The sequence below is a fragment of the Bradyrhizobium sp. USDA 3364 genome, assembly GCF_054056355.1.
The window spans coordinates 928,131-942,384 of record NZ_JBSRYG010000002.1 but is presented as its reverse complement, the minus strand read 5'-3'; the positions used below and the strand labels follow the sequence as shown (position 1 = coordinate 942,384).

Annotated in this window: 9 protein-coding genes and 2 pseudogenes; 8 read left to right on the top strand and 3 right to left on the bottom strand. The window is 59.7% G+C overall.

All coding sequences use genetic code 11. From position 1 onward, the window contains the following. Nucleotides 1–58: 58 nt before the first annotated feature. On the bottom strand, nt 59–475 hold the full coding sequence (locus ACVILL_RS04530) for a hypothetical protein (RefSeq protein WP_456728037.1): 417 nt from the start codon (nt 473–475) through the stop codon (nt 59–61). Between the two features lie 311 nt (nt 476–786). Here ACVILL_RS04530 and ACVILL_RS04525 point away from each other — a divergent pair, with 311 nt between their 5' ends. The 6 genes and pseudogenes from ACVILL_RS04525 to ACVILL_RS04500 form a co-directional block, all read left to right on the top strand. Further along, the gene (locus ACVILL_RS04525; protein WP_456728036.1) at nt 787–1,902 is read left to right on the top strand and encodes an NEL-type E3 ubiquitin ligase domain-containing protein; all 1,116 of its coding nucleotides are present in this window, start codon (nt 787–789) and stop codon (nt 1,900–1,902) included. 25 nt (nt 1,903–1,927) lie between these two features. Then, nucleotides 1,928–2,533 (top strand): NEL-type E3 ubiquitin ligase domain-containing protein, encoded by a 606-nt coding sequence (locus ACVILL_RS04520; RefSeq protein WP_456728035.1) that lies wholly within the window; start codon nt 1,928–1,930, stop codon nt 2,531–2,533. A gap of 21 nt (nt 2,534–2,554) precedes the next feature. After that, nucleotides 2,555–3,154 (top strand): annotated as a pseudogene (locus ACVILL_RS04515) (DUF6088 family protein). A 319-nt stretch (nt 3,155–3,473) separates the two neighbouring features. Beyond that, on the top strand, nt 3,474–3,803 hold the full coding sequence (locus ACVILL_RS04510; protein WP_456728034.1) for a hypothetical protein: 330 nt from the start codon (nt 3,474–3,476) through the stop codon (nt 3,801–3,803). 425 nt (nt 3,804–4,228) lie between these two features. Next, nucleotides 4,229–6,007: a hypothetical protein gene (locus tag ACVILL_RS04505; RefSeq protein ID WP_456728033.1), complete on the top strand. Its 1,779-nt coding sequence runs from the start codon at nt 4,229–4,231 to the stop codon at nt 6,005–6,007. 526 nt (nt 6,008–6,533) lie between these two features. Further along, nucleotides 6,534–6,999: pseudogene (locus ACVILL_RS04500) on the top strand (ATP-binding protein); the annotation flags it as partial. Between the two features lie 8 nt (nt 7,000–7,007). On the opposite strand, the gene ACVILL_RS04495 reads toward ACVILL_RS04500, so the two are convergent. Beyond that, complete coding sequence (locus ACVILL_RS04495) at nt 7,008–8,597, bottom strand: carbohydrate porin (protein ID WP_456728032.1); 1,590 nt, start codon at nt 8,595–8,597, stop codon at nt 7,008–7,010. Nucleotides 8,598–10,073: 1,476 nt separating this feature from the next. Here ACVILL_RS04495 and ACVILL_RS04490 point away from each other — a divergent pair. Further along, nucleotides 10,074–10,334, top strand: coding sequence for an ATP-binding cassette domain-containing protein (locus ACVILL_RS04490; protein WP_456734162.1), 261 nt, complete (start codon nt 10,074–10,076; stop codon nt 10,332–10,334). Nucleotides 10,335–10,882: 548 nt separating this feature from the next. Here ACVILL_RS04490 and hemN read toward each other — a convergent pair. Next, nucleotides 10,883–12,217, bottom strand: a complete 1,335-nt coding sequence (gene hemN, locus ACVILL_RS04485; protein ID WP_456728031.1) for an oxygen-independent coproporphyrinogen III oxidase — start codon at nt 12,215–12,217, stop codon at nt 10,883–10,885. A gap of 490 nt (nt 12,218–12,707) precedes the next feature. Here hemN and ACVILL_RS04480 point away from each other — a divergent pair, with 490 nt between their 5' ends. Next, complete coding sequence (locus ACVILL_RS04480) at nt 12,708–14,021, top strand: DUF2130 domain-containing protein (RefSeq protein ID WP_456728030.1); 1,314 nt, start codon at nt 12,708–12,710, stop codon at nt 14,019–14,021. The last annotated feature ends 233 nt before the right edge of the window (nt 14,022–14,254 follow it).

The following is a 14,254-nucleotide window of genomic DNA, read 5'->3' as shown; positions in this document are numbered from 1 at the left end:
TCGGCCGATGACCGACGCCATCAGGCAGGAATTAAGCCTCCTGCAGCCAAAGCCCGCTTCACAGCTTCAGGCCGTGGTCGTTGAGCACCTTGTCTCTCAGGGCGCCCTTGATCTCGCGGGCAATTTCCTTGCGAACCGCGGCACCCAACTGTAGCTTCGCGTCCTCGACAAGGTCAGATCCGACCCCGATCAAACCTTTGTCGGTGAGCTGTTGCTGCGATGGCAACGCAGCTGCCGGCACCATCGTCGCTACAACGATTGGAACGGTGGCGGATAAGCAAGGCAGTAGCGGCTTCGCTATAGAGCGCAACGACGACCAGCAGAGCCTTTTCGGCCGAGTAGCGAGAAATGAAGGGCGGCAGGCGATCCGAAGGGCCGAGTTCACGCCGACATTCTCAGATGCCTGGGCAGTGCTGCCGAACTGGTCATTGCGAAGCTTGAGCGGTTCACCCGTAAGCTGGATTGCTTTGCTCACCCCGTGGCAAACGAGCGCCCCTGAGGGTTGCAGCGATACTCGTCAGCTAATCGACAGGTAAGCCTGCTAACGGCAGAACGTTGCCCGTAAACGGTCCTGCCGGACTTATCTGGTCAACGAAATGGCCGCAAAACTCGCAGCAGTATCGATCGATTTGCCGCGCTAGGGCTTGTGTGAACCCGTGCTTACTTTAGTCGGACGGGGACTCAGCGCACGTATAGCGGTTATCGAGTGACATTCGCGCTGTGCAACCGCCTGCTTCGCAAGCTTGAGAAGCAGGCGGTATTCTTGATTCTGGAATGGAGAAATTGATGGACGCTGGGCAGGCACAGTGGAATGCAGGTTCTTCCTCGGGGCTTTCCGAAGGGGCGGACCAGGAAAGCTACCTCGGCGGCTTCAACCGCGCCGTGGCGAATTTGGTCGAAACCGTGACGGGCTATCGGACCGCGGCTTCCGCGCGCGCGCAGATGCTGGACAATTGGGTTGTCGAAGAGGGGCAGGGCGAAGCCGAGAATCGGCGGCAGGGGCGCACACGAATCAGGAATACGGAGAACACAGGCTCGCGCTCGCTCGACTTATCGTGGCTCTCGCTGACCACTCTGCCCAGCGCCCTGCCGCCAAGGTTGCTAGAACTGCGCGCCAGGCACAACGAGCTAAGCAGCCTGCCCGCTATGTTCACGCCCGGTCTCCAGCGTCTTCTCATCAGCCATAATCGCTTGACCAGTTTGCCGGATGGTCTTCCGGCGACCCTCTCTGAGCTGGAAGTCGCTGACAATAGATTGACGAGCCTGCCGGTAAATCTTCCGGTCGGACTCGAGATCCTGAACGCGAACGACAACCAGCTAACCAGCCTGCCGGACGCTCTCCCGAGCGGGCTCACCTCGCTCGCGCTCGGTGGCAATCAGTTGACCGATCTGCCCGAGTCCCTCCCGTCGCGGCTCATTGAACTCAATGTGAGCAGCAATCAATTGGCCAACCTGCCTGACCCACTTCCGAGCACACTCCAATCGCTCAATGTCAGCGGTAACCGGCTGACCAGCCTGCCTGAAAGTCTTCTAGAGGCTCTTATACCGATGAATAGCCTCTACTACCCGCATATGGCGAGCTTCGAGTTCGGGGATAACCCGCTGCCGGACGCCGTTCTCGCTCATCTGGCGGCGGCTGAAGCGCTACCGCAGCTTGCGCAGCAATCCCTGCATGAGGCCGCCGCACACTGGCTCGCAGACGATCCGGTCGCGCTGGCCGAATGGCAGCACTTCGCGGATGAGCCCGGCGCCCAGGACTACGCACGGTTCCTGGAGAGGCTACGAGGCACTGTGAACTACGGCAATGACGCGTTTCGGCAGCAAGTGGCTGATGATCTGCGGCAGGCGGCCGCCAATGCGGGATTGCGCGAGCAGTACTTTGCACAGGCTTTCCGAGGCTAACACCAGCTGCGAGGATCGTGTTACGTTGCACTGGAACGGTATGCAGACGGCGCGCATCACCGCTGACGTTAAGACCGGGCTATATGACAACCGGCTTGGCGAGCTGATCCAGTGCGGCCGTGTCGCGTTTCGCCTGGAGGCGCTGGACGAGATCGCGCGCGACAGGGTCAACGCGCTTGCTCGCGGCAACCCGAACGCGGACGACGTCGAAGTCTACCTGGCCTATCAGCATCGGCTGCGCGCGCCGCTGGAGCTCAGTCACGTCGCTCCTGACATGCGCTTCTTGGCGGTCGCTGACGTAAGCGAGGATGATGCGACGGAGGCGCTGGACCTGGTCCGGAAGCGCGAAGCAAGCGAGTTCACCGATTTCATGGCAAGCCGCTGGGAACCCTGGGACACGGTGCTCAAGCGCATCGCTCCGGACGAACATGCCGCGATGCAAGACCGAGTGCTCGAAGCCATGGGCGAGGAATTTCAAAGCCGCCTCGGTCAACGACTGGCCGAGCATGGTCTGCTGGGCGACGCGGATGCCGAGCGGGTGCTCGGAGCGCAAGTCCGAAACGAGCTCGCAGGCAAGATCAAACGCGAGGTCATGGACCGTGTGCTCGCACAGCGTGGCCTCGAACTATGAGACTCCCAACCCGCCGCAGAGCTGTTTATCATTGCTCTGCGGCAGTACGTAAGGATCGATCGTGAAGGGTCGCCCATCGCTGCGGACGTGCTGTTGCACCTTGGAAAGTGCGCTGCCGTCGATCTGGGCCCTTCGGTCTTGCCGAGCGGCAAGAATTCCGCGCGCGAGGCGAGAGTGTATCTAGGTCCGGCCGAAATCCGCTATGGGACGGGAGCTCCATCGGTCGAAAAGCTGTTGAGGAGATCAAGGCGCGCAGCGGTGAAATCATCAGTTCCGAAGGCGCTGCCGCAGCCAACAAGCTTGGTTTGACGAGGCAGCTAACTGTTCGGCTAGTTTATTTGACTTCGGGTGCTTCCCGCGAACTCCATCTTGGCAAGCAAGTTGTGGAGTTCAAGCATGCACCGCGTCGGCAGCTTACGATGGCCAAGCCGTCGTGCAGGTGAGGTCGTCCGCGCGCGCTCCAGTGGGGCGGTCTCGATACTGCACGGGAAGCCTTACGGTTCCTCAGGCAAAAACTGAGCCCGATTGAAGTGAGCGAAGTCTACCGAATCTTCATTGCCGACTTGGCTTGCAAGGCCTAATCCGCGAACTGTGGGCTGGATAAACCTTAAACCTATCTGATCCCGAGAGGAGCTCGGCGTTACTGTTGCGAGGGCGGCCTGCATATCCTCTGGAGAAAAATATTTGGATCGTTTGAACCTCAACGCACTCGTTGCCACTGGCGATAGCATCTCGTCTTCAAGGGCGGAACGTCCCCTTCGAAGGGCATTCGGCGAAGTCCGCCGTTTTCCGGACGACATGGATCTCACATACAGCATTCGAACAATGGCTCCGGACTGGTGAAACAGGTTAGGATGATTCGGTCCCTCAGAATCGCACTCAAGCAAAGTGGAATTTCGACGCGCGAGAATGCCTCCCGGTCTGCGTCGAGGAAAAGACGTTGTGCGTCATCAATGAGCGCCTGCAACAGGACAAGCTCAGCGCCAAAGTTGATGCCAAGGACGACAAGATACTCGTCACGTATTATCTGTCGGAGACTGGTAGAGGCTGTGTGAGCCCGGCCGTGATGTTTGAATTCGGCGCACGATCGACAGGCGATCATTGTCATATCCGTCGACCAATTCTCGGCCGGCGAAGAGGTTCGGCAAAACTGGAGCGACCCCGTCCTGTCGTCACGCGGGTGACGATACGAAGGCGGTGTTGCGCGCAGCAATATCCTGATCTCGTCAGCTTTTGGAAAGGTTGCGGCTACAACAATCAGATAATCTGACCCTTGCTGAACGAACTGCTAGCTGGCCGTAATCCAGGAAGTGCGGATTGTTGCAGGGGCCATGCAAACATGAGGAGAGCAGGATGGATCCGGTTGACCCATTCTTCGATTCAGGAGCCTGGATGCGCGAGTACGCCGCCCTTCAGGGGCGGACTGGGCAGCGAGCGGGTAGCCCAAGCGAGCAGGCTGACTTTGAAGGGCGGCTGCAGGACTTGACCCTCGTTCCGTCTGATCAAAGGAATTCAACTTCGCCTGATCGGCCTCCCGCAGCAGGTGGTCGAGCAGTGCGGAGGGACGATTTCGGCGGTTCGATGCGGGCGCCGCCGCGCTCCACTTCTAGGGAGAGTGCGCTAGGCGGCACGCGCCGGAGCGTAGACATTCCCAGCTTTCAGCTTCCCGCTTCGTCGCAAGTGCCGCAGTCTAGTTTGCGAGATGATCTGTTCAACAGCACACGTTACAGCTTTCCGGACGCAGAGTCTGCCGCGTCGGCCAAGAGCGGAAAAAGCCGCGGATTATGGTCACGCTTCAAGTCGGGACTTGGCAAGGCGCTTGGCGGGAGCAGCAGCGGAAAGTCGTCGCGAGACGCGGGGCAATCTGACGTCATTTCGACGAATCTACGAATTGATTACGCCAGGCAGCCGGGCCGGACGCGTGGGGTTTCTCCGGCCGATGAGGAGCTCATTGAGGATTTCCGAAACAGGGCGGCGGGTAATGTCAGCGACGGCACGATCAAGAACGCGGCAGCCGATTTGCGCCATTTGAGCGCGCGCCTGAGCGACGCCGGCAGGCCCTCGATTGCCGATCGAATTCGCCGCGAACTGGAGAATGCGCAGCTGGAAAATCCCGATGTGGAAAACCACCAGCTGGAAGCGGAGCTCGACGAGGACGTCGACGCCTACGCAAAGGACCGCGGCAGGCGCATCAAGGCGGCCCTGAAGAAGCTTCGTGAAGTCGGTGCCGGAAACACCTTGGCGGCCGATGTCCGCCGACTAGCCCCTCGTGCTGAGGACGCAAGCTTCATCCGCATGTGGGCGGCGGCGGAAAAGGCAACCGGCAGGATCGATCCCAAGACGATCGATAGGCAAACTCGCCGCATGTTCAGACTGAGTGAGTGGCTGCAGACGCACGACAGACAGCCGATCGCTGACCGACTGTCTACCCCTGGGCTCGCTCAAGACGTCGAGGAATACAAGCAAGAAACCAAGGACAGCAAGATCAACGCTGATCTGCTCAGGCTTGGACTCTACCAGCAAATCCTCGAGGCGAACAGGGCATTGGGATTGCCGCCTCCTGAGGACCCAGGTCAACCTTCTGCGGAAGCTGCTCGGCAGGCCCATTCGCCACAGGAGCTTCCCGCAACGCCAGCCACACCGAGCGCTGGGGCCTGGGGGTGGCCTGGTGAGCAGATCCACGGGCCCGCCTCACCAATGCCAGCGCCGCACTGGGCCGCGCAGGCTCATCCGCCATTCGAGCTTCCGGCCACCCCGAGCCAGGGAGCTTGGGCATGGCTTGGGCAACAGATGCAAGAACCTGCATCGCCTTCGTCCGTGAGGCCTCGATCGTCAAACATCTACGGCGGTCTCGAGTCCTTCGTTGATCTAGATCCACCCACACCGCACGACTTGCGCGACGATGCGCGCTCTGCGCCAGCACCTGAATTAGCGGCCGCTTCGTCGTTCGCGGGCCCACCGGGGGCCCCTTCGGAGCTGCGGGATATAGGAGCGATCGTTGGGGTGGATTGGCGCCACGGTTCCCAGGCGGCGTCAGACGTGTTGATCGATGTGTTGGGCAACATCAATCTGCTGCCAAACCAGTTCGGGCCAAGTCAATTTGCGATTAATGGGGAGCGCTATTCGGCGACATTTGGACCGGGCGGTCACAGGGATATTCGCCTGATCCATCACCCGCGGGTTGGCGGGATGAACGAAGCCGGGCCATCCCGGCCGCTGCATCGCCCACCGCCAATCGTAAGCGCAAGACGCCCCGGGGAAGGCGCAGTCGATCTTGGCTATCTGATCCGGGGCGGCTGGGAGCATAGGGAGCGGTTCCTGCCGCCTTACCTCGTGCGCGTTTTGGAGGGCGAGCGCATCATGCCCGGTCCCGGGCGGCCGACCTATTTCGAGATCCGCGGGGTGCCCTACAGGGGCGAGCTGGTGGAAAGCGAAGGACGCCAGCGCGTTCGCGTCTATCCCGAATCTCGGTGAAGAAACAAGTTGGCTGCAATTCCAGATGCTCGTCGGGCAGCTCGCGCGAGGCGTTCCATCACGCGGCGCTTGACCGGCCATGCACCCAATTGATGTAGATCGCAGAGGTGAGGCGTGAGTACACGCCTGATGTCGAGGGCGATGTTGGCTCTGTCAGTTTGCCAAGCGGCAACCTCGCCGCTTGTCGGTACATCAGGCCCGAGCCTGGCTCGGAAGGTTTCGAAGCGACAGTCTCTCAAGCGAGCGCGGCGTGAACCCGATCGAGTCAAGCGATCCATTCAACACGGAAGTTTGGATATAAGGGTACGCTGCTCTGCTAGATCAGCATCGGTGAGAAAATAATCCGGCAACATGCCTGCGGGTCAACAGCCCCGCAGAAGGGGGGCGGCGACCGCGGCGCCGACCAGGGGGAAGGCTTTCTCCTCCAGGCCTTCCAGATCGCGGCCCTGTAACTTCCAACTAGCGGACCATTGACTGCCAATCAGCCGGCACAGATAGTTCCAATCTTCCGGATTCGGAGATTGGCATGTTCGATCGGTTTGTGGAGCGACGGGCGGAAGAAGCCCTTTCTGATACGCCGGTGGTACTGATCGTAGGCCCGCGCCGTGCCGGAAAGACCACGCTTGTTCGAAAAATGGGAGAAGCCGGGCGGACCTATATCACGCTCGACGATCAAACGATCCTCGAGGCCGCCCAGTCCGATCCGGCCGGCTTCATTCGCGGCCTTCGACCGGGCTATCATCGACGAAATCCAGCGCGCCCCTGACCTGCTGCTGGCCATCAAGAAGACGGTCGACGAGGACTATCGGCCGGCTCGCTTCCTGCTCACCGGCTCGACCAATGTCCTGACTTTGCCGCGGGTTGCCGACAGCCTGGCCGGCCGGATGGAGACCATCCAGATGCTGCCGCTCGCAAGGGCTGAGGTCGAAGGCCGGACCCCGACTTTCTTGGAGCATCTCTTCGCAGGAAAGCTCCGGCAGCAGAACGGCGCTTGCCATAGTCAGAAGAAAACCAGCGTAGACACCAGCAGATTGAGGGCGTGCTCGGTGTGAAGCGTATGTGTGACGCTTGTCGGGTTGTGGATGTATGACAGCCCGGCGCTTGCATAGATGCCCGGGGCGAGATGGGCAGTATATGTGCCCGTGATCGCCAGGGTATCGCGATGCGCAAGCTGGCCTTTAGCCAGGGCAGCATCCACGGCGAATTTGCTCCAGGTCGTGTTGCTGGCGACAAGAGCAATCAGATCCTTGGGACGACTATCAAACGGCCCTTTCGTATAAAGACGAAGCTCGTAATACTGGCTGATCCTGTTGAGGTCAGGCGGAGCTGCCATGACAGAGAATCCGCCATAGAGTCCGCGAGACGGCGACCCAGTGGCATCAGTTTGCCAAAATTGCCGGTCCGCAGCGATGTACTGGAAATTGTTGCCGCTCACTCGCTGTTGATCCGGGTCCGCCAAATTCTTGTAGCGGCTGGTATTGAAACCAGTGCCGGCCCGGAGCCATGTGTCGGGCGATCCAGGAGCGGCCTTGCTCCTGTAGCCGATTTCATCGATGAGAAGCGTGCCCGCATTGGCCGTGCTCCAGTCCACGCCTGCGGGATTCTCCCTTATCTCGGCATAGGGACCATCCGGGCTGATCGAACGCTGCACTGAAATCTTGTTGTAGAAACGATCATCAAAATTGTACTTCAGGTTGACCGCCGGCGTGGGCGCGGCATTGGTGCTCACCCCTGCCTGGATCAAGGCGAACATGTTCGATCCGGTCATCCCTCCGAACAATGTGCCGGTAAACTCATTCTGGTTTCTCAGGTACCCAAATTTGAGTTCGAGCTTCCTGTCGAGGAAAGTCTGGTAATAGGCGAGCGTGTTGAGCCCCACTCTGTCAGGCCCCGGGCGATCCCACGTCCAGTATTGCTGCTCGGCTCCGACGACAATCTGGCCATCGGGAATGCCAAACCGGCTGAGATCGTAAGTGACGATCAAGAAGTTCGCCGAAGCGAAGGTCGGGTTCTGGCCCATGTAAAGCTGGTTTGCGATTGAGCTTCTCGCTGCATTTGGCAGCTGATTATCTACAAACGTGTTGTGTGTCCAACCGATATAGCCAATGCCGACATCTGCCAGCGCGGACCGAACGCCGCCTTTCTCCTGATCAATCGTATCTGCAGGGCCAGGTATGGCGAGCCACAACCCTTTTTCACGCAGATTGTCGTACCTGGCGAAGGAATCGATGGGCTTTTGCGTTCGCGTCTGAGCAAATCTATCAACGCTGCTGCGCTTTTCGCCAGACGTATCGGCACGTGCCGCAGACCACGGGCGCCGAGGCCGGATTGCTCGACGCATCATCCCGGTCTGCAACTTTATCGCCGGGCCGGAAGCTTGTCTGCTTTCGCTGGCTTGACCTACAGTGCCGTTTCCGGGATCGAGCTCGTGCCCGGTTTGTGCCCGCGCGGAGTTGCCGAACAGCCAAGCCGCCAGCGAAACTGCGATAGCCCGTCTACAACGTTTGCCGATTGGCCAAAACGTGAAAGCAGATGCCAAGGCGGCGGAAGATGTTCGAAGCGACGTCACCGCAAGAAACCAATCACGCATAGCGTACTTCAGGTCCGTGTCAGCCAGTCATGATTGGAAAGAACTGTCGCCTGATTGGCCGAGAGTGGCATCCCAACATTTTCGCTCCCGAGGAGGGAGTAGATGATCTGCTCTGCAATTCACTTGCGCATCAGGCCGGAGGGCCGAAAGAGAGCAGCGCGCGCTGGTGCGGCGAGAGGTTTATGACGAATGCCTTTACCCTCGCTCTCACTTTATGAACACAGCCTCCCTGCTCGCCGTGGGACAGAGTGGGCTGACGTTGGCGGGTACCTTGCTGGAAGACCCCTTTACTGACGAAGTGGCAGGCACCAGGAAGCAAGTCCCGTGGGGCACGAGCCACGGGTTCATGGAGTTTTGTGATTCCGTTGGGCCAGGCAATCGACTGGATCTGCGACCAGCCGCCTCTGGAATGTCCGCGCTCGTAGATCGCACGACGACGCCCATCCTGTTGGTCCCAGGTGTATGGACAAAACAGCCTTCGAGCGGCTTGGGTGGAGGCGGGCGAGCAGCTGGCTCCGTAAGAGCTGTTGGGACGGCCGAGTCTGTCTTGCATAGCGGGTCCTTCCCGTGCGCGGCTTTCGTTGATCCCGCTTTGCATGCGCCCGTGATCTCAATCAACCTGCTGAGATTGGTAGTTGATCGTGCGCAATGGTTGCCCTCCCTATGAGGAATTGACGTTCAGCCGTCGCTTAAGCGGCGCGTCTTGAGTGAAGCGGCAGGTCCTTCAAGGCGCGCAGGAAGCAAAATGGGCAGGCGGCCGAGGAGGACCGCGAAACATGACATTATCGGCAGTCGGAACCTCTGGAGCGCGCGAACACCGCAAGCGCTCGGATCGGCGAAGCAAACCGGTCGAAAGAAGAATGCTAGACGAGGAGCGATGGTGATGATTGACGATGCGGTCGTTTCGGATTTGCGACCGCTCTTGCGAGGGCCGTCACGACGTATTTTCTGTGTCTTGGTGCTTCTCCTTGTCCTCGTGGGCTCCAGTGCTGCTGGCGCCTGGCTTTGGGCTGACCTCTGGGAATTTGGCGGGACGCCGGAAACTCACCAAGTCGCTTCAATCATGAGGTCTTCACTGGATGACAGAGCTTCCCTATCCGAAATCAAGTGGGCACAGCTGAAGGCTAGCGATGAGATCGCAGAACTGAACCGCAGGATCGATGCCGCGCGGGAGGACCTCAAGGGGATCTTAGATCAGATCAGCATGCTGACTTCGCGGATCGAGGCGCTGCGGAATTCAATGCCTGTCGCTTCTACGCCCTCCGTTTCGGCCCCGCCGTCCGCCCAGGCTGCTTCGAGCCGGGCCAAGAAACGGCTCGGGCAGTCCACACCACAAGGACCTGTTTCCGTTGGAGGGGCGCCAGTGATCGCAGCACCAAAGGCAAGCGCGCCTTGACGTCGAAAGGCCGCGTTTTCGTTCCGCGCCAGCTATAGCGCAGTCAATCGGACCGACTCGCCCGCTTTGATCAAGCCGAAATCAAGCCATGCGAGCACATAGGGGTTCTGAGCGCATTCGATCGGCCGCGTGGCAACGTAAATCTTCGATCATCCGCCCGTTGCCTGACGCAAAAATTCCGTATGTCGTCGGCAGTGAACGTGCTGGCGGACGCGCTGCCCCATGGCGAGAAGCGACTGGTCGAGATCGCGAGGGCGCTCGCCTTGCGTCCGAAGGTCCTGCTGCTCGACGAGGCTTCGCCCGCCACTGAGCTCCGACAAACTCGAGGAGATCTGCGCTAATGTTTTTTCGCGCATCTGGAAGGACGTCGCGCCGGGCAAATGCTACACGGCGTCGAATCTACGGGAAGGGCAGCGAACTGGACGCGGCCGTTCAGTGCAAAGGCAAGCGCGATTGGCCACCAACCAACGGACCATTTCCGAATTGACGCGGAAAGTCGGGACGCCAATTTAATCCCCCTTAGTACCCACCTTTGCAATCACGGCAGAGAATGCCGTCCATATAACGGATCACGTCAACGCCAATTCGCCAAGCATGCCGAACAAGGGCCCTTCCGTGTAACCGTCTTCGGATGGAAAGAGCTCGCCTTCCGTCTCAATGGCTACCCTGAACCGCTCGACACGCACTTCGACATTTATACGCTTCGTCAGATGAAGCGTAGTTGCCCGGCGAGATCGTTACGCAGGACCTCGCGGGGTTGCGTAGCACCAATCTTGTCAGCGCTTCCAGCCCAACGTAGGTCGCGACTAGTCAGTCCGATCCACTGGACAATCGGCTGACCGAGGCGGTCCTCCGAGCGCTCCTTCGCGATGCGCATATCCGTGGCCTGCTAATAGGGGGCGCGGTCGAGGTAAGCATCGAACGCGGCAGCAACAGCGCGAATGACAAAACGGTGCTCTGGTTTGACTCGGACGAAACCCTCTTTGATGTCCAGTATCCCGTCTTCGGCAAGCGTTTCCAGGCGGTCGGCTGAATCAAGAAAAGGAATTGGATCAAATCCGTGGGCGGCGCAGATTGCCGGCACGTCGGCCTGCAAGTCACACATCAGCCGCTCGATGATTGCGGCCCGAAGGCGGTCTTCGGCGGTGAGGCAGTGGCCCTTTGAGGTTGCCAGATGGCCAGCACTAATCCGTCGGGTATAGGAACTGGTTGCCGTCTCGTTCTGCACGTAACCATCGCGCAGACGGCCGATGGCTGACGGACCAAAGCCGATCACTGTGTTACACGTATCGGCCGAATAGCCAAGCGAGTTGCGGCGCAGCCGGCCGGTTTGCTGCGCGTGCGCGAGTTCGTCGTCCGGGAGGGCGAAATGGTCGAGCCCGATTTGGCGATATCCGGCGGAGACCAGCGTATCTGCCATGGCTACAGCTTGCTCGGCGCGCGCAACATTGTCGGGCAGCGCCGCCTCGTCGATCTGGCGCTGACGTTTCATGTAGGAGGGAACATGGGCATAACCGAACACCGCAAGGCGGTCGGGCCGCATGGTCAAAGCCGTCTTCGCTGAGTTCACGCAGGATTGCACGGTCTGATGCGGCAATCCGAAGAGCAGGTCGAAATTGATACGGCTTATTCCATGCTGGCGAAGGCGTTCGACGACAAAAGCGACCTGCGCTTCGCTTTGGAGACGGTTGACCGCCCTTTGAACTACGGGATCGAAGCTTTGTACGCCGATGCTCGCGCGGCTGACGCCCGCTACTCCCAAGGTTTCCGCCATCTCGGCCGTGAACGCGCGGGGGTCGATCTCGACGGCGAGCGCGGTCGATTTGCTGAACGCGAAGCAGCGGCGCAAAAGCTCCATCAGAGCCAAGAAATCGGCCGGTGAGATGGTAGCCGGCGTGCCGCCGCCAAAATGCAGGTCGCTCACTGGAAGACCGTGAGGCGTTTGCTCTGTGACCAGACGAATTTCCTCACGTACCGTCAGCAGGTAATCGCGAATCGGCCGCTCGCTGTGAGTGAGGCTTGTTGGGAAGCCGCAATACCAGCAGATCGACCGGCAGAACGGAACGTGAAGATAGAGCGATACGGATTCGTCTGGCGGCAGCCGCCGCAACCACGCCTCACAGGTCGTGGCGCCGACCGCAGCAGAGAAATCCGGTACCGTTGGGTAGATGGTGTACCAGGGCAGGCGAGCATCGCAATATTTGTTCAGGAGTGAGGTCTGCAACGCTTACCTTTCCGCGCTGATACGCTATCAGGCTGATGGATATCCTCTGCTCTGTCTTTGCGTTAAGTCAAAAAACACTGCCCTGATCCTGAAGCTCGAGACCCTTCTTCGATGTAGCTGCCAGGACAGCCTGCGAACTGGGAGCGGTGAGAAAGTCAGGCGCCAGCCATCATTTGCACCCGGTAAGAGAACAAATGGCTCACATGAGCTCGGCCGCCCGAGCTCGATCCGCCCAATCATTGTGCGCAGGAATAATCATTCATCGGAGCGCACATTGCATTCTCCAACGCAGGGGCTCTTGCGACAAAGACAGGATCCAAGGCGTTGCCGGCGGCGAACCAGTCGGCCTCAGCCTTTCAACGTGTTTTCGGTGGAAAAGCTGATGTGGATGCCCCAGGCGTTCGATCGAGTCAGGAAATCACGCTAAATCCGATTGGTAGTCCGCGCCACGCTGGGCCGGCAGCACAGGGCCAATCGGCCAGGAGGGCTCATGAACCTGAAAGCACCCGCGGCGGGCGCCGCGCATCAGCCTATTCTCCATTGCCCGAACTGCAATCATGAGATTCACCTCACCGAATCTCTTGCTGCTCCCCTGATCGAGGAAACTCGCCGACGTTTTCAGCGACAATTGGCGGACAAGGATGCCGAGGTCGCCCGCAAGGCCGAGGCCTTGCGCCATGAGCAGGAGCAACTGGCGAGACAACGCGAACAGATCGAGGATCAGGTGGCCGCGCGCCTGGCGGCCGAGCGCACCGAACTCGTCGCCATGGAAGCGAAGAAGGCTCGGCAGGCCGCGGCGGCCGAGCTGCTGGCAAAAGCTGCCGAAGCGGCCGAGCTTCGTCAAAGCCTGGAGGCCAACAATGCCAAACTTGCTGAGGCGCAGCAGGCGCAGGCTGAACTGATCCGCAGGCAACGTGCCCTTGACGAAGAGAAACGTGAACTCGATCTGACCATCGAAAAGCGCGTGCAGGCCTCAATCGCGGATATCCGGGCCAAAGCCAGGCAGGAAGCGGACGAAGCCGCCCGCTTTCGAGTGCTCGAGAAGGATCAAACGATCGAATCCATGGCGCGGACGATCGAAGAGTTGAAGCGCAAGGCTGAGCAGGGCTCGCAGCAATCCCAGGGCGAAGTGCTTGAGCTCGAGCTCGAAGAGCTGCTTCGCAGCCGTTTTCCCACTGATACAATCGAGCCGATCGGCAAGGGAGAGCTGGGTGCGGACGTCGTCCAGCAGGTCAACGGTTCAATCGGTCATCCTGCGGGCCTCATCCTTTGGGAATCCAAGCGTACGAAGGCATGGAGCGACGGCTGGCTCGGGAAACTGCGCGACGACCAAAGGCGGTGTGGCGCAGATGTGGCCCTCATCATTTCACAGGCGCTGCCGAAGCACGTCGAATTTTTCGATCTGATCGACGGTATATGGGTTGCTCATCCCCGCTGTGCTGTTGCGGTCGCGATCGCGCTCCGTCAGGGGCTGATTGATTTGAGCAGTTCGCGCCTGGTGCAGCAAGGCCAGCAAACCAAAATGGAGCAGGTGTACCGGTATCTGACCGGCACCAGGTTCCGCCAGCGGGTAGAAGCTGTCGTTGAAAAATTCAACGACATGCGAGAAGATCTCGACAAGGAGCGCAAGTTCATGGGCCGACAATGGGCCAAGCGCGAGACGCAGATCCTCTCTGTCATCGAATCTACCGTTGGCATGGTCGGTGACCTTCAGGCGATCGCCGGCAAGGCGATGCCGGAAATCCCGAGCCTCGATGCACCGCTGCTGGAATGCTCGGCCCAATCGGAGCGCAAAGCTTTATAATCAAAAGCGACGCGGAGTTGAGCTTCTTTCAGCTTGATTTCCCGCACCCCGTTCGAACTGACAGGTGGGGGTGCTACGCCGCTGGGCTCGCGCAACAGATACTTTGCCACACGCTTGCACGTAATGGTAGAGAACGCGCCAACGGGTCTCGGCGTCGATGTTGTTTTCTTGCGGCAGAAGGGCTCGTCGAGGAGCGATAGTCGCCGCTTCTCGCCGCGGTCATGCCTGCCATT